This window comes from Glutamicibacter sp. AOP5-A2-18, assembly GCF_052446055.1.
In the GTDB taxonomy this organism is placed as follows: domain Bacteria; phylum Actinomycetota; class Actinomycetes; order Actinomycetales; family Micrococcaceae; genus Glutamicibacter.
This window is the reverse complement of the sequence record NZ_JBQSVW010000002.1, coordinates 30,637-46,311: the sequence shown is the minus strand read 5'-3', so window position 1 is coordinate 46,311 and position 15,675 is coordinate 30,637. Positions and strand designations below refer to the sequence as shown.

Annotated in this window: 10 protein-coding genes, 3 pseudogenes and 1 other annotated feature; of the genes and pseudogenes, 4 read left to right on the top strand and 9 right to left on the bottom strand. The window is 59.9% G+C overall.

The genetic code is table 11. From position 1 onward, the window contains the following. Nucleotides 1-5: 5 nt before the first annotated feature. Genes ACT3RW_RS17430 through ACT3RW_RS17420 form a run of 3 tightly spaced genes read left to right on the top strand, consistent with a single transcriptional unit; the run spans nt 6 to nt 2,864 of the window. Nucleotides 6-1,037, top strand: coding sequence for an ABC transporter substrate-binding protein (locus tag ACT3RW_RS17430; RefSeq protein ID WP_013350325.1), 1,032 nt, complete (start codon nt 6-8; stop codon nt 1,035-1,037). After that, entirely contained in the window at nt 1,027-2,091 is a 1,065-nt protein-coding gene (locus ACT3RW_RS17425) for a FecCD family ABC transporter permease (RefSeq protein WP_013350324.1), read from the top strand. The genes ACT3RW_RS17430 and ACT3RW_RS17425 overlap by 11 nt, the downstream gene beginning before the upstream one ends. Beyond that, nucleotides 2,088-2,864, top strand: a complete 777-nt coding sequence (locus tag ACT3RW_RS17420) for an ABC transporter ATP-binding protein (RefSeq protein WP_013350323.1) — start codon at nt 2,088-2,090, stop codon at nt 2,862-2,864. The genes ACT3RW_RS17425 and ACT3RW_RS17420 overlap by 4 nt, the downstream gene beginning before the upstream one ends. Before the next feature lie 23 nt (nt 2,865-2,887). Here the strand turns inward: ACT3RW_RS17420 and ACT3RW_RS17415 are convergent, their stop codons facing one another. The 7 genes and pseudogenes from ACT3RW_RS17415 to ACT3RW_RS17385 form a co-directional block, all read right to left on the bottom strand. After that, entirely contained in the window at nt 2,888-4,198 is a 1,311-nt protein-coding gene (locus ACT3RW_RS17415) for an ISL3-like element ISAar39 family transposase (RefSeq protein ID WP_444614672.1), read from the bottom strand. Between the two features lie 57 nt (nt 4,199-4,255). Next, nucleotides 4,256-5,029, bottom strand: a complete 774-nt coding sequence (locus ACT3RW_RS17410) for an ApeA N-terminal domain 1-containing protein (RefSeq protein WP_013350321.1) — start codon at nt 5,027-5,029, stop codon at nt 4,256-4,258. A 63-nt stretch (nt 5,030-5,092) separates the two neighbouring features. Continuing rightward, nucleotides 5,093-6,574 carry an AAA family ATPase gene (locus ACT3RW_RS17405; RefSeq protein ID WP_444614671.1) on the bottom strand — a complete coding sequence of 494 codons (1,482 nt, stop codon included), beginning with the start codon at nt 6,572-6,574 and terminating at the stop codon, nt 5,093-5,095. 50 nt (nt 6,575-6,624) lie between these two features. Continuing rightward, a pseudogene (locus ACT3RW_RS17400) lies at nt 6,625-7,752 on the bottom strand (ISL3-like element ISAar20 family transposase); the annotation flags it as partial. Between the two features lie 59 nt (nt 7,753-7,811). After that, a protein-coding gene (locus tag ACT3RW_RS17395) for an IS3 family transposase (protein ID WP_373270471.1) occupies nt 7,812-9,046 on the bottom strand; the annotation gives its coding sequence in 2 pieces (ribosomal slippage) (nt 7,812-8,761 and nt 8,761-9,046; 1,236 coding nt in all). Next, nucleotides 8,640-8,768 (bottom strand) — a sequence feature (AL1L pseudoknot). (Overlaps the previous gene by 129 nt.) 56 nt (nt 9,047-9,102) lie before the next feature. After that, nucleotides 9,103-9,636 (bottom strand): annotated as a pseudogene (locus ACT3RW_RS17390) (ISL3-like element ISAar23 family transposase); the annotation flags it as partial. A 135-nt stretch (nt 9,637-9,771) separates the two neighbouring features. Next, nucleotides 9,772-10,487 (bottom strand): annotated as a pseudogene (locus ACT3RW_RS17385) (transposase); the annotation flags it as partial. 484 nt (nt 10,488-10,971) lie between these two features. Here ACT3RW_RS17385 and ACT3RW_RS17380 point away from each other — a divergent pair. Continuing rightward, the gene (locus ACT3RW_RS17380) at nt 10,972-11,292 is read left to right on the top strand and encodes a metalloregulator ArsR/SmtB family transcription factor (RefSeq protein ID WP_226910805.1); all 321 of its coding nucleotides are present in this window, start codon (nt 10,972-10,974) and stop codon (nt 11,290-11,292) included. Between the two features lie 1,101 nt (nt 11,293-12,393). Here the strand turns inward: ACT3RW_RS17380 and ACT3RW_RS17375 are convergent. Next, on the bottom strand, nt 12,394-13,479 hold the full coding sequence (locus ACT3RW_RS17375; RefSeq protein WP_102598947.1) for a peptidase C39 family protein: 1,086 nt from the start codon (nt 13,477-13,479) through the stop codon (nt 12,394-12,396). 52 nt (nt 13,480-13,531) lie between these two features. Then, entirely contained in the window at nt 13,532-15,673 is a 2,142-nt protein-coding gene (locus ACT3RW_RS17370) for an iron ABC transporter permease (RefSeq protein WP_102598946.1), read from the bottom strand. Nucleotides 15,674-15,675: the final 2 nt, after the last annotated feature.

The following is a 15,675-nucleotide window of genomic DNA, read 5'->3' as shown; positions in this document are numbered from 1 at the left end:
AAGGGGTGACTTCGCGACGCATCCTCCCCTCTGCTTTCCTCGCCACCCTGACGATCGCCGCCCTCGCGGGATGCGGTGGCGGGTCGATGGACCATTCCGACCACAGCGGGCACTCCGCCGGCTCCTCGGCTTCTCCCACCGGCGCCGCCGACGTCGTTACCGACCCCACATGCCCGGCGGTTGTCTCACTCGAATCCGTCCCCGAGCGCGTTGTGACCATGGACGCCGGAGCGGCGGCCTTTCTCATCGAACTCGGACTCGGCGACACGGTTGTGGGCACTGCGGCTCCAGACTTCAAGACCGACTTCTCCGGAGACATCCGCGCTCAACTCGACGCAGTGCCCGTTCTTGACGACGGACAGGGGTCAGCTGAGGCAGTGATCGCCTCCGACCCGGACCTGGTCACGGGAATCTCGCAGTACGAGTTCGGCGGTTTCGACGGCACCGCGTCTGTCGATCAGCTGGAGTCCGCGGGATCTGCCGCCCTGTCCGCCTGCGGCGCGGTGCAGGATGTCCCGGTGGACAACATCGATGAGACGTACAGGTATATAAGCGCGCTCTCCGATGCATTCGACGTTACCGAGCGTGGCGAGGAGCTGATCGACCGGATTCGTACTCAGGTCTCAGACGCGACGGCGGCCTCGCGGGACGCAGACGTGCCCGTGCTCAGCTTGTCCTCCGTGCCCGACGCTGGCGCGGGCATCAACACCAACGGCGGATCAAGGCTAGCGAACGGCATCATCACCTTGGCCGGCGGTACCAACATCGCCCGTGACCAGCTCCAGGACTTCGCAAGCTTGTCTGCGGAGGCGGTGACAGAGGCCAACCCGGCTGTGATCGTGGTGGTGTCCGGTTTCGCGGATTCCAGCGATGAGGACCTGAAGGCGGCCATCATGGCCAGCCCGCTGTTGGCCGAGACCGACGCCGTCAAGAACGAGAACGTCGTCGTGGTGCCGCAGCGCATCCTCCTGTCACCGAGCCTGCTGAATGCGGACGCCGTCCAGATCATCGCGGATGCGGTCGCGAATGCTTCCTGAGGAGACGCGCAGACGCCGAACCGGGGCCCTGCGCGCCATCCCTCTGACCGCCATCCTCATCGGGCTCCTCTTCCTGCTTCTGACAGTGATGGTGATCAGCGTCGGTGTCGGCGCGGTATCGATCGCCCCCGGAGAGGTGATCGAGGTCATCTCCGGGCGCGTGGCGGGAAAACCCGAGCTTGGCTCCCTGGATTTCATCGTCTGGGAACTACGCATGCCGCGCGTGTTGCAGGCCGCAGTGGTCGGCGCCGCCCTGGCAGTCGCCGGAGCGTGCGCACAGGTCCTCGTCCGCAACCCCATCGCCGACCCCTACGTCCTCGGCCTGTCTTCCGGAGCCGGGGTCGCGGCGGTCCTGGTCATCACTTCCGTCGGTGTTACCACCTTCGGAGTGCTGTTGCTCCCGGTCGCCTCTTTCGTCGGTGCCGCTGCGACCGGAATCATCGTCGCGGCCACAGCGACCTCACGCTGGGGGATGTCCGCAGGCCGACTGGTGCTGTCCGGAGTCGCGATCGGTCAACTTCTCGGAGGGGTGATGTCCTTTCTCCTCATCCGATCCGGGAATTCCGATGCCACTCAGCAGGTGATGTTCTGGCTTCTCGGGAGTCTGGCAGGCGCCCAATGGCGACTGCTGCTCGTCATCGGCCCCGTGATCATCGTCGCGATCGTTCTCGTCGCAATGTCTAGCGGGCGCCTTGACCTCCTCGGCCTCGGAGACGCTCAAGCGGCCGCGTCAGGGGTGCATCCGGGGCGTTCCCGGGTGCTCGTCTTCGCTCTCGCTTCCCTGATGACCGGCGCCGCAGTCGCCGTCTCGGGGACTATCGGCTTCGTGGGCCTCATCGTGCCGCACATCGCCCGTCTCCTCGTGGGCGGTATGCACAAGCGCGTCATTCCCGTGTCTGCGTTGCTGGGGGCGATCCTGCTCAGCTCGGCGGACCTCGCCGCGCGCACCGTGCTAGCATCGTCAGAGCTTCCAGTCGGGATCTTCACCGCGGCGATCGGCGTGCCAATCTTCATCCTCCTCATGCGCAAGAATCGCGCCATGGCCCTCTCATGAGCTCATCGCATACGACGCCATCCGAAGTGGCTTTCAACGCCGTGTCCGTGAACTACGGACCACGGCGCGCGCTCGACAACGTCAGCGCCACAATCGCAGCGGGTGAGATCGTCGCCGTCGTCGGACCCAACGGATGCGGCAAGTCAACTCTCCTGAGCCTCCTTACCGGATACCATCCGGCCTTCACCGGCACCGTCACGGTCGACGGTGAAGACATCAGCACGATGCGCGCTCGCGACAGGGCTCGGAAGATCGGAGTTCTCCGGCAACACACGGGGCCCCTTCCCGACGTCACCGTGACCGAACTCGTCGCTCTGGGCCCTCAGAAACTCTCCACGCACCAGGTCAATCGCACCCTGGCGCGCGTCGGACTCGACGAACTCGCGACCGAACCAGTCGCGGCTCTCTCCGGCGGACAACTGCAACGCGCACTTCTCGCACGAGCCCTCCGTCACGACCCCACTCTGCTGGTGCTGGACGAGCCCACGAACCACCTCGACGTCCAGCACAGATTCGCCCTCATGGAGCTCCTGCAAGACCTTCGGGTAACGGTCCTCTGCGCCCTCCACGACCTCGACCTCGCGATCCGCTACACGGACGACATGCTCCTCCTCGCCGAGGGGCAGTTGCGCGCACACGGACACCCCGACGCCGTGCTGACGAAGTCTCGGGTTCTCGAAGTCTTCGCGATCGACAGCGAAAGCGTGACCACAGCCCGAGGCCAGACGCATCTTCTCTTACGCTCCGCGCGAGCTCGTGCCGCCGGGGAGTGAGACCTGCACATGAGATATGCGGCTCATCGCATTTGACGGTGTAGCAGGGGTCTGAATCCGCCGGTGTCGAGGAGGGATCGGAGGATGTAGTGGGCGAGGTTGCGGAAGCCCAGCGCGGTGCCACGGAGGTGCTCGAGGCGGCCATTGATAGCCTCTGTTGGGCCGTTGCTGGTGCCGGGCCGGTCGAAGTAGGCCAGCACGTCCCCGGCCCGGCGTTTCAGAGTGCGGCCGAGCGTGATGACCTCGGTCAGCGAGGCTGGAACGTTGCCGGCGAGGTCCTGGATCACGGCGGTGAGTTGCTGCTTGGCGGCAACGCGATCGGGATTGCGGTATGCCTGGACGATCCGCTGGTAGATGCCCCAGGTCGCCTCCACTGCGGCGTGCTCGTCTGCGGCGAACACGCTGCTCAGGCGGCCGCACTGGCGATCGGTCAGGAGGTCTGCGCCGGTGCGGAGGACTCGGCGGATCCCGTAGAGAGGATCCCCGGATCGGCCACGATGCCCGCAGGTGGTCTGCTGGATCCGTTGCCGGCAGCGGTCCAGTGCGTCACCGGCCAGGGCGACGACGTGGAACGGATCCATCACCGCGACGGCCTGCGGGATCTCTTCCGCAGCGGCGGTCTTGAAACCGGTGAACCCGTCCATCGCCACGGTCTCGATCCGGTCGCGGAAGCCCTGTTCCTGCTGGTCGAGCCAGGTCTTGAGCACCTTCTTCGAACGGCCGGGGACCATGTCCAGCAGCCTCGAGGCTCCGGTGCCATCGCGGACCGGGGTCAGGTCGATGATCACGGTGACGTACTTGTTACCGCCTCTGGTGTGGGACCAGACGTGCTCGTCCACGCCGAGGACCCGGACCCCCTCGAACCGGGCAGGATCGTTGATCAGGAGCTCGGAGCCGGCTTCGAGGACAGCGTCGTTCACGGTGTGCCAGGCGGTGCCGAGGTTCTCGGCGACCTGCGCGATCGACATCCGGTCGATGACCACGCTCTTGAGTGCCCAGAAGACCGCGTCGCGCGACAGCTTCGTGCGGGACGCGGCAGCGGCTGTGGTGTCCTGACGCCACACGGTGCAGCAGTCCGGGCAGCGGTAGCGACGCACTCTGACCTGCAGCATCGTCGGTCGCCAGCCGAGGGGGACGTGCACGATCGTCCTGAGGACCGTGCCGCGAGGAACTCCGGCCTGGCCGCAGCGATGGCACCACTGATCGTCCGCGAGGACCCGGCACTCCAGAACTGCCTGGCCCGTCTCGATGCGCTGGCCGGTGGCTGTGAGGCCGAGCCCGTCCAGGCCGCAGAAGGCATCGAGATCAGGGGACGAGAAGGTAGCGTGGGGCATGTCGAGGTCTTCCAGATGGCGAGCGTCAGAACTTCCATCATCGGGAGACCTCGACGTCTATCCCCGCACCGACGCGCCCACCCCGCCACCGACCGCTACACCCTCATCTGCGAAGAGCCCCTTATGCTGCCTGAAATGAATGGATCTACCAACGAGCAGGGTCAGCAAGTCACGCACTTTGCTCTGTTCTTTTAAGTGATCTCTAAAGGACCTAGGGGAATCAAAGTTCGATACGAGTACTGTCCCCTCATCAATGTTCAGTCCGTAGCGGCTCTCTTTGTCAGGGTATGAGGTTTTCCATTCGGAAACGATCTGCATGGTTGCTTCTCCTTGGCACCATGTGTCGCTTGCGACTGGTTTAGCCTTGACGTTTAACTCTTTGATAAGCCCTTGATCATCAGTGATGCGTGTGAAGTCTATGGAACGTATCGAAGTCCACTCGGATAACCCATCGATCCTACTGCGTACCTTTTCAAGTAATAGAGGCTGAGATAATTCGCCGTTGTATTCCCCCACCACCAATTCGTTTGGCCGAATCATACCGAGTGACTGATTATTCGAATCTCTATAGCCTTTCCATTGATTGCCAAAGAGTCCGAGGTCTCCATCAACAGTTTGTAGAATCATGTTAGGTGGCACCTGCCGGTCTTTAAACCACTTAGCGACATGCTGAAATTGTGGGACTTCGGGATGCTCGATATATGGAATTTCTAGGACTATCCCACGTTCAGCGTCAATTGTGAGGGTGGCCCCAACATATGGTGTTCCGTCTTCTCCATCTACCAGTAGCCCAGTGACTGAATCTCCACTGAGGAGAGAAGATATATCCATTTGTAGTCCTACCTAGATTCAAGTGAATGAAATTTGCGTTCGTAGGCTTCGCCAGCCTTTAGCTTATAGTCCTCTTGCTACTGCCGCTCCGGCTGCCAGCCATGCCCGCTGCGTATTTGGACGTAGCGCGTCGTAGCGCAGAATTCCGTCAACGATAGCTGGGTCAAATGGAATAGTTGCTACGTCGCGGGCCAGGGTTTTATAGCCATCGGCCACGCGCTTCACGTCGGCGGTAGTGGCTTTGGAATCTGCCTGGGTCACCACTGCTACGGCGTTTTGTGCCAGGGCGTTTGCCTTGTCGTTTTGCTGCGCGAGGGCTTCCAGCAGCAGCGCGCCGGCTTCGGCGTGGTCATCACGGGTCGTAGTGGCCACGACAAGTTGGTCAGTGTGGTCGATCATGCGCCGCCACATCGGATCTGACTCGTCGTTTCCTGAGTCAATGAAGATCAGCCGGTAGTACTTCGAGGCCACGCGGTGAATTGCGTCAACGTCTTCGGCATCCACGCGCTGTGCGCTGGCCAATTCCATTGGCTTCGAACGCAGCACGTCGAACCGGTCTCGGGTCTGGTGGTGCACGAAATGGGCTAGGTCTGCGGATTGTGCCCCGGTGCCCAGGAGCTTTTCTGATTCAGGTAGCAGCTCCAACAAGGTTGCCTCGTGCGGGCCTTGCTCGGTGCGCCAGCCCAGGGTGCCTCGGGTTTGGTTGTTGTCCCAAGCCAGCACACCTGCCCCGCCGTAACGGGCGAAGATCGCACTGAGCAGGACGGTGGTGGGGGTTTTCCCTGCCCCTCCTTTGCCGTTCACAATGGCGATGGTGCGTGGGCCTGGCCAGTGCTGGCTCACGGCCTGCACATCTGCACGTTCGGCGCGCTCGTCCTCGCTCGGGGCCATGCGGATGCCCATGCGGGTCATGGTGCCGCGCCAGCCTTTGGTGGCTGGTTCTTCGACTTGTTCCTGGGTTAGGAAGCTTTGCCGCGCTTCGCGGCGCGTTGCCGTCGCGCTGTCCTGGGTAGGAGACTTCTTGGCGAAGGGGTTATCTTGGGGAGCTTTAGCTGCCGTCGCTGGGGGCGGCGTGGTTTGTCCTTGGGGTGCTTTTGCTTGCACGGTTTCCATTGCTGCTTCTTCTCCTTCGGCGGTAGGTTCCGTTGAGGCCGGTGCCTCGGACACTGGATGTTCTGGTGTTTCCTCAGTGTCTTGTGCGGCCGCTTGGTCAATGACTGCTGGTTCGGTGGTGGCCACATGGGTTACTGGGCTATCAGCGCGGCGGCGTGCTGGTTTCTCTCGGCGCTGCGGTGGGTTCGTCGTGTCAGGCTCCACGGTGCCATTCGGGTGTACTTTCACAGGCCAAGAGCCTTGGGAATCGTACATGACGGCGCGTACGACGCTGCCTTCTTTCTTTGCGTGGGAGCTGACCAGTTCAACGGTTTGTTCTCGTGCAGCGGCTTCGTTATCTGCCGTGAATTCGTGGGTTTTCCCCTCAATGATCACGGTTGCGCTGCCGTCTGCGTTGACGGTCGCCTTAATGAGTTCTTCGGTGGTGCTCATGGTGTGCTCGCTTTCTTCAAGAGGAAATCGGCTGCGCCTTAAGGGGCTCTTCAGGATTGAGAGTGTAACCAAGGCCTAAACCCGCCAGTCTCCAGCAACGACCGTGCGATATAGTGCGTCAGATTCTTGAACCCCAACGCGATACCCCGCAAATGCTCTAACCGGCCATTGAGCGCTTCAGTAGGCCCATTTGAACTGCCGACGTGGTCAAAATACGCGAGGATGTCCGTCTTCCTCCGCCGCAGGGTGCCACCGAGCTTCTTCAGCTCCGGCATCCCCTTCGGGATCTTTGAGCCAACCCCGTTGATCAGTTGCTCCAACGCCCACCGCCCGATCTCTGGTTTCGGTTGCCGGTAGGCATCCACCATCTTTTGATACACGCTCCAGACCAGTTGAACCGGCTCATACTCCGGCGCCGTAAAAAGGTCCTCAAGCTTGGCTTTCTGCTTGTCAGTGGCTAAGGACAGCCCCGTGGTCAAGATCCGACGGCACTTATACAGCGGGTCATCCTTGCGTCCTCGCCGGCCATGCTGTTCGCGCTGGACCCGCTGCCGGGTTTGATCCAGGGCCTCGGAACCCAATTTGACGACATGGAACGGATCCAAGACCTCCACCGCGTGGGGAAGCTCTTCGGCAGCTGCGGTTTTGAAGCCGGTGAACCCGTCCATCGCGACCACGTCAATGCCCTGCTTCCACTGGTCGTCTTGTCCGGCCAGCCAGGTCTTGAATACGGCTTTGGACCTTCCTGGAACCATATCCAGCAGGCGTGCGGTGCCGGTGCCATCGCGCACGGCGGTGAGATCCACGATGACGGTGACGTATTTGTCGCCGGTGCGGGTATGCCTCCATACGTGTTCGTCTACGCCTAAGACCTTGACGCCGGAAAACCGTGCAGGGTCATCGATCAGCAGGCGTTGGCCTTCAGCCAGCACTGCGTCGTTGGCGGTATTCCAAGTGACGCCGAGGCCTTCGGCGATCCGTGAGACGGAGAGGTGTTGGCAGACCAAACCGTTCAAGGCCCAGGCCAGGCCGGTCCTGCTGATTTTCTGGCGTTCCGGTGCAGCTCTGGACAGATCTTCACGCCACACCCGTTGGCAGTGGCCGCAGCGGTAGCGTCGGTGTTTGATGACCAGGACGGTCGGACGCCAACCGAAGGGTTGGTGGGCAAGTCTGCGGGTGTCAAGCCCCGTGTTTGATGGAGAGTTTTCTACTTGGAATTCATCGGCTCACCCACGAGCTACGCAGCCCGTGGCATCGTGCTGAGATGATCGGCTCGGAACGCGGCGGGAGTCGCCCCACCAAGTGCTCCGTGGGGCCGGTACGTGTTGAACCAGTGCACCCACTGCGCCGTGGCGATCTCGACATCATCAATACCTTTCCAGGGACCCTTGTTCCGGATGAGTTCGGCCTTATAGAGTGAATTCAGCGCTTCAGCGAGGGCGTTATCGTATGAATCTCCTTTCGACCCGACAGACGCGACTGCGTCTTGCTCAGCCAGGGCCTCGCCATAGCGAATCGCTCGATACTGGACCCCGCGGTCCGAGTGATGCACCAGCCCAGACAGGTCGTGACCAGCACGTTTACGCTGATAGATCCCCATCTGCAAAGCGTCAAGAGCCAACTCGGTATGCAACGACCTCGAGACCTGCCAGCCGACGATCTCGCGATTGAACACGTCGGTGACGAACGCGACGTAGACCCACCCTGTGAACGTGTGCACATAGGTGATATCGGCCACCCACAGCCGGTCAGGAGCGAAGGCTTCGAAGTGCCGATCGACGAGATCGGCCGGGCAGTTCTCCCGCGGTGCTGACCTCGTAGTGTTCGGTGCCTTGGCCCTCTTGATCCCGTGTAGATCGAGGTCTCTCATCAGGCGCTCGATCGTGCAACGGGCCACATGCCCGCGACCATGCGAGTCAGGTTCGCGGTTGAGCACGATATGCATCTTCCTGGCTCCGAACGCATCGTAATTCTTCCCGTGCACAGTGCTGATCTCTTCTTTCAATACCTCGTCACGTTTCTGTCGAGCCGAGGCTGGTCGATGTTTGCGGGCATAGTAGGTACTCGGAGCGATCTTCACGCCGGCAGCACGCAGCGTGGCACAGATCGGCTCGACTCCGAGTTCGTCCTTGTGCTCGTCGATATACGAGCAGACTACTTCGAGGGGCGGTCGAGCTCCGCCGCGAAAAAAGCCGAGGCCGACTTCAGGATTTGGTTGGCCCGGCGCAGTTCCCGATTCTCCTTCTCGAGGTCCTTGATGCGCTGGGCTTCAGCGGTGGTAGTGCCGGGGCGGTCGCCGGCATCGACCTGGTCCTGATTGACCCAGGACCGCAGTGTTTCTGGGTTCACACCGAGTTGGTCGCCGATCCGGCGGAAGACGCCGCGGCGGGCACCAGGGTCAGCTTCGAGGGCGTCGAGGACCATGCGGACTGCTCGTTCGCGTAGCTCGAGGGGGTACTTCTTTTGGGGCATGACAGGGAAGTCCTTTCCGTGGCTTCACTGTCTCCATTATTCCCGGGGCGAATCATGTCTCCACTTTTGGTATGCCGCCACACGTGCTCATCAACTCCCAACACTTTGACTCCGTTGAACCGGGTTGGGTCATCTATCAGCAGGCGCTGGCCTTCGGCCAGCACTGCTTCGTTGGCGGTATTCCAGGTGACACCGAGCCCTTCGGCAATCCGTGAGACTGACAGGTGCTGGGTGACTAGCCCGGCCAAAGCCCAGCGTAGCCCGGTCCGGCTGATTTTCTGTCGTGGCGCTACCGCTTGGCTGAGGTCTTCACGCCAGACTCGTTGGCAGTGGTTGCAGCGGTAGCGGCGGTGCTTGATCACCAGGACGGTGGGCCGCCATCCGAACGGTTCGTGGGCCAGGCGCCGGGTGACGGTATCGCGTGGATTTCCGGGCGTTCCGCACGTTTGGCACCATGGGTCAGGGTTGGTCACTTGGCAGAGGATCTCAGCTTTCTTCGGCGTGAGGCGCTGCCCGATGGCGGTGAGTCCCAGTCCGTCAAGGTTGGTGAAAGTCGTGAGATTTGCGGGGGTATAGATAGAATGGTGCACAGTCGAGGTCTCTAGAAATGGTTAGTGTGGTAACTTCCATTCTTCTGGAAGGCCTCGACTTTTTAATGCATTGACGACATGCCCGGGATCCGGGGTGTTGGGTTTAGGTGGCTACACTCTCAATTCTGAAGAGCCATTAAAGAACCGGATATGACGTCCGCAAGAGGTCACATCCGACTGAAAATCGAAGCTGAGCACATGCATCGGATACTCGGCGGTCAAACGCTTTTGCTCCCCAGCTCCCGGGCCGGTCCGGCGCTTCTTTCGACGCTTGGGCTTACAGACTAGACCTTCCTCACGCCACAGACGTCGAACACGCTTACCGTTCAGCACGGTGCCTGCCCACCGTTCGGCGGCCAGCAGGTGCCACCGGGCCTTGCGCCAGCCCCATGTTGGATGCTTAGACGCGACGGCCCTCAGATCTGCGCGAAGCTGTGCTTCGTCAAAGCTCATCGGCGATTTCTTCTTACGTAGTGCAGAGCGGTTCTGGCCCAGAACTTGGCAAGCGAAGCGTTCGGACGCCCCGAATTTTCCCATCGCCATCCGTACAGCACGGCGGCGTGGTTCGGGGCTTAGAATTTTCCCTTAGCCACCTCGGTCAGGATGTCGTTGGCGAGCATCTGATCGGCCAACAGCTTCTTGAGTCGGGCGTTTTCCTTTTCCAGTTCTTTGGTGCGTTTGCTGGCTTCGGCGTTTTTCTCGGACCCGTACTGATTAATCCAGCGGTACCAAGTAGCTTCAGTGATCTGCAGTTCTTTGATGACCTCGATCATCGTGTGGCCGTCGTTGAGCATCTTCTGTCCTTGGCGGACTTTAGCGACGACCTGGTCTGGTGTGTGTCTGCGTGCCATTGTTTCTGTGATTCCTCCTGTGTCCATTGTCGAACACGAATACTCACAAAGTCACTGGACTACTTTTCGGGGACCCAACCAGGACATCGCATTAAGTAGCGAAACTAATATTGGGGGCAGTGACTGTGGGGACGATGACGCTGCCGAAACTAGCCTTTCCATCCTGCGTAAAGAGCTAGATAACCAAGAAGTGCGCCTCGAGCTCCGCGAGAAAGTCAAAGTTTGGGCCACGGTCTTTGCTACTAATGAGCAATAACGTTTAAGGGTTACGATTCTCATCTCTAAAAGACGCACATCGGAGTAAAGGACGCGGTTCAGAAATAATCAAGCTCCCACTAGGGAACTTATTTTTTAGAAATGCTGTCGAGGGTTTTCGCTGAGCAGTCCTACGGCAAAGTCCTCTACGGGTCTTTACCGGTAGAAGAAGTTGAACCCAAATTTCATATTTAGCATATGTGCTATATTGCTAAATATGATAGACGCAATGTCCGACGTATTCACTGCATTAGCTCATCCCACGCGACGGCAAATTCTGCAAGACCTCAAGGATGGCGAGCTAGCTGCCGGAGAGATTGCTTCACGCTTCCAAGCCACCGGGCCGACCATATCCCGCCACTTAGCTGTCTTACGCCATGCAGGACTCGTCACCGAACGGCGTGATGCCAACCGGATCTTGTACACCCTCGGTGAGGAACGCTTGGCGCACTCTGTCGGAGACTTTCTCTCTACCGTTTGTCCGGAGCAGATCGTATTGCGTGAAGTGCGCAGACACAAAGATGGTCGCGTGAGCCAGGTGAAGACCTAAATGGCGTTTTCATCGCTCATTACACCTTGGTACAAGCGCACCTCAGCCCGATCTGGCTGGGGCCACGAACAACCGGGCTCAGTCGCTCCGACGTCGATTCTGGACTATGAAGCACCTGTTGTGGCAGGGCTGGTTGCCCGTTCACGTGAACTAGCGCCATCGCACGAATATATTGAGGTGCTCAAGGCGGCGCACTCGATTATCAGCAATGAAATACGGGCTGTTTACGCCTTAGAGGAGAACACGCCTGCTTCGCGCACATTAATCCGCGGATATGGTTCTTGCAGTCAACGATTGGCGCTATTAGAAAGCGTTGCGCGTTCCCTCAGTGTATCCACTCGGGTGCGTATTTTGCTCATCGATCGATCTTTTTGGTATGCACGTTTTCCCCGCCTCGGCTTTGTCCTTCCAAATCGCATCTTGCTAGCCTGGCCCGAGTTCAATATCGATGGCTGGCACCCCGTGTCCGAGTTGTTCGGACCAATTGGCTGTCGAGGAGGGTCCCCTTTCGTGAATCAAGGCTCCGAAACGCTTTTCGAGGCCGTAGGGCGCTGCGCGGTCAATTGGGACGGCCGGAGTAGTAGCGATCCATATGACCTTTCACGCTTTGTCCGCGCCGACTACGGCTACTTCACGGACAGAGATCAGGCCTTTCAGCAACTTGGTCAAACTCTGTGCGCACCGTCACGCCTTATCGCAGACCCCGTACTCCGTCGAATTGAAGCCTAGAGCTGTTCTTCGCGTCCACAAAGGCGCTCGGCATTGCTTTTACAATTACCGAGACCACCTGCGAGGGTAGCTCCGCTAGCGTGTAATTCTAGTCTTGCGCGCCCTTGAAACAGAGGTGCAGTGACAAGCGACATGAAGCGAAGCGTTCCATCGTTTAAGCATTTGAACACCGGCCGTCTCGGCCACCGTTCTTCTAGCGGAACCCAACGAACCGCCATTTAGAATGGCACTTTAGCCGCCAAATAATGTCAACAGTCACACTCAGGGGAGTGGCATCCAACAAGGCGTCTTGCAACTCTTGAATTGCAAGACATCTCTGGACGTGGGATAAATTCTTTAGTCGTTGGCGAGCTTGCTCGGAAATTAGAGAGTTCACTCAGTCAGAATGAGCGCAGCTCGATAGCCATCTTCCTCGAGACAAGACATGGCGTCTAGTTCCTGGAAAGTTATGGGAAGGCAGGTGGCATCCACCCAGCTCTCTGCACTACTAACATCAACCCAAGAGTCCTCGATGAGGATAACGGGATGTTCCGCGGAACCAGCCGTCCCATGGCACAAGATCCAGTGCGGAACATCGTAGCCGAGCATCTGTTGCAACGACACCAGTAGCAACACCTGGTCACCCTGGTTTACAGCTTCGTGAATCTGTGAGATTTCCATCCGCGTAGAAGTCACCGGCAGTCCGGTCGCTTCGGCACGGCGGCGTGATTCAGCCTGCAAGATGCCCCGCCAACTGCGTTCAACCTCGGGATAGTAGTCGACGATTACTGGCTTATCGGTATCCAAAGACACTTGGACTGAGCTTGCTGGCCAGCGCTCAGCGATGGCCAGCCCGAGTCCCAAGGGTTCACAAGCCATAAAGTTGGTCGCTTGACGCCACAGTAGCAACTCGGCGGTACGCAGTCTATCCATCGTTTCAATGCCGCTGGTTTCCCCATGCGCAGCCAGCGCGGCAACCGCCGCGCAGGTGAAGTTCTCACTTTGCTGGTAATGAGCGGTACGCAGATAACGGGCTGGATGCAACCAGTGCACATAGCCGAATGGTGGACTCGGGGCCGAACCATCCGTGGTGCAGCGTGGAGTTGGCAATGGCCGAAAACCGGTGTGTTCGGCCAACTCGTCTAGCCACGGTTCGTCCGTCCAGCTTTCCCATTTCACACAGGCTAGATCTTTTTCCCTGGCGTAGTCCAGTACCGCGTGGACGAGTTTTTTATATGTTTGTGCGTCGCGGGCAAGAATGCCAGAGATCTTCACATATGCAGTCGCCGAACGGGCGCTGAGCATTGCTGCACCGAATACTGTGGCACCTGCTGACTGTATGGTGAGCAGTTGGGCGTTGGCAGCTGCAATGCCACGTTCCCACGGACCTGACGTGGGACCCAGATGTCGCAGTTGCGCCGGGTGGTGTTCCGGGTCGAAGTTCTGGATTTTCGTGTACGGGGTAGAGCATTGTGCCATGGGAGCCTTTGGTTCGGTGGGTGGGAAGCCGGCTGAGACCCTCGATTACAGACTAGCCGCGTGACCGGTACAGCAGCCAAATGAAGTACGGGGCACCGAGTAAGGAAACGATCAGGCCGGCGGGAATCTGTGCCGGCGCGATCACGGTACGGCCCAGGGTATCGGCCAGACAAACGAGTAGTGCTCCGAAAACCATGGACACCGGGATCACTCGGTGGTGGCGGGATCCCACCATCGACCGGGCCAGATGAGGGGCGATGAGTCCGACGAAGCCAACCACGCCCACAGCCACGACGCTGAGCGCTGCAAGCAAGGCTGCAATGGACAATGAGGCTAATCGGGTGCGGGCGGTCCTGATGCCCAGAACGCGGGGCAGGTCTTCGTCGATGGCCAGTAGGTCGAGCTTGCGACCCATGAGCAGCACGACCGGAAGGGCTAATGTCAGCACCACCAGGACAGGTAACACGTCTGCGAACTGACGGCCATAGGTAGAGCCAGAGAGCCAGGTGTAGATGCGCGGGGTTTCCCACGAATTGATGCTCAGCAACAGGTATGTGGTGACCGCAGAGAGTGTGTAGCCTGCCCCGATGCCGATTAACACAAAACGTTCAGGGGAGAAGCCTCGACGCCAAGCTAGTGCGGTGATGGCAGCGAAGGTCGTCAGACCGGCAATGACCGCAAAAATCACCAGTAGCGAGCGGGAACCGCCAAAGGCGGTGACCACTATGGCTGCACCCAGCCCTGCACCCGCGGTGATGCCCAGGATGCCAGGTTCGGCCAATGGATTGCGCACGGTGCCCTGAACCAGGCAGCCAGCCAGACCTAAGGCGGCTCCGGCACCCAGCGCCGCGGTGGTCCGTGGTGCACGTTCGGCGAAGGCTCGGGTGATGAGCTTAGGTGCATCATCTTGGAACCACAAAGCCAGATCTCCCAGTTTGAGGAACATGCTCCCGGCCAATAGGCCTAGAATCACGGCACCAAGCAACAAGATGAGACCCAGCGACATGGTGAGGATGAGCCGTCGGTGGCTACGCAATTTGCTTGCCACCTGTAACGGATTCCGCGAGCTGGATGCTTCTGGCAGTCGCATAGCCAGGATGATGATCAGCACCCCGCCAAGTACCGCGGTGGGAACTCCGGTAGGAATGGAGGCCGCGCCTTGGGCACCGAGCAAGGCTCGAAGGGAAACATCGGCCAGTAAGATCAGCAGTGCACCGATCAGTCCCGTAGCCGGGAGGAGGAAGAGTTGGCGGCGCAACACCGTCAGTCGACGCGATAGCAGCCGTGCGAGCACCGGGGCACCGAGCCCTACAAAGGCAATGGGACCGGCTAGCGAAACGGCGACTCCGGTGAGAACCACGGCACACAGGATGGCAAGGGTGCGCGTTGAACGCACCGGGATCCCGAGCACCGCTGCGTTTTCATCGCCCAAGGAGAGTACGTCCAATCGGCGGGAGAGCAAGAGGCAGATGACTAGTACCAGCAAGATCACCGGGAGACTGCGCAGGAAAGCATTCAGATTTAATTGGGCTAGCGACCCTGAACCCCAGGCATACAGGCCAGTCGTGTTTTCCTTGAAGAGTAGCAAAATAATTCCGCTGCCTGCTTCTAAAGCCATCGCGATGGCTGAGCCAGCGAGGATCAACCGGGTGGTGGCGGTGCCTGCGCTGCGCCCGGAGATGGCCAGCACGATCCCGGCGGCGAGCAGTCCGCCGGCGAATGCGAGGGTACTGGAGGCCAAAGTGGACAGGCTTAGTCCCAAGGCGGCAGCCACACTCAGCGCGAAGTAAGCGCCGGAGGTGACAGCCAACGTGTCTGGTGAGGCCAACGGGTTGCGGGTGACCGATTGGAGCAGAGATCCTGCTACCCCTAAAGCCAGACCGACGGCAGCTCCCGCACAGAGGCGCGGTAGCCGGGAGCCGGTGAAGATCTCGGCGACTCCCACTCCTCCGATACGGGTGTCGTCTCCGATCAGGGCGCGCAACAGTTCGCCCAGACCTATACCAGAGGTCCCCTGGGTAAGGTGCCAGGCACCCACCACCAGTACCGCTGCCGCTAAGGCGGCTAATAGACCTAGGCCAGCGGCGAGACGAGTACCAGTGACCGGCACGGGGGAATAACCCGCGCCGGTCACTGGGGTGCTGACACCACTGGTCACGACCTGTCGCTCTGTGGATTTTTCAGCGATTTTCATTT

What these genes read in the sequence shown, in the direction of transcription:
- ACT3RW_RS17410 (WP_013350321.1), bottom strand. Translation starts at nt 5,029, where the DNA reads ATGGATATATCTTCTCTCCTCAGTGGAGATTCAGTCACTGGGCTACTG.
- ACT3RW_RS17405 (WP_444614671.1), bottom strand. Translation starts at nt 6,574, where the DNA reads ATGAGCACCACCGAAGAACTCATTAAGGCGACCGTCAACGCAGACGGC.
- ACT3RW_RS17375 (WP_102598947.1), bottom strand. Translation starts at nt 13,479, where the DNA reads ATGGCACAATGCTCTACCCCGTACACGAAAATCCAGAACTTCGACCCG.
- ACT3RW_RS17415 (WP_444614672.1), bottom strand. Translation starts at nt 4,198, where the DNA reads ATGCCCCACGCTACCTTCTCGTCCCCTGATCTCGATGCCTTCTGCGGC.
- ACT3RW_RS17370 (WP_102598946.1), bottom strand. Translation starts at nt 15,673, where the DNA reads ATGAAAATCGCTGAAAAATCCACAGAGCGACAGGTCGTGACCAGTGGT.
- ACT3RW_RS17425 (WP_013350324.1), top strand. Translation starts at nt 1,027, where the DNA reads ATGCTTCCTGAGGAGACGCGCAGACGCCGAACCGGGGCCCTGCGCGCC.
- ACT3RW_RS17420 (WP_013350323.1), top strand. Translation starts at nt 2,088, where the DNA reads ATGAGCTCATCGCATACGACGCCATCCGAAGTGGCTTTCAACGCCGTG.
- ACT3RW_RS17380 (WP_226910805.1), top strand. Translation starts at nt 10,972, where the DNA reads ATGTCCGACGTATTCACTGCATTAGCTCATCCCACGCGACGGCAAATT.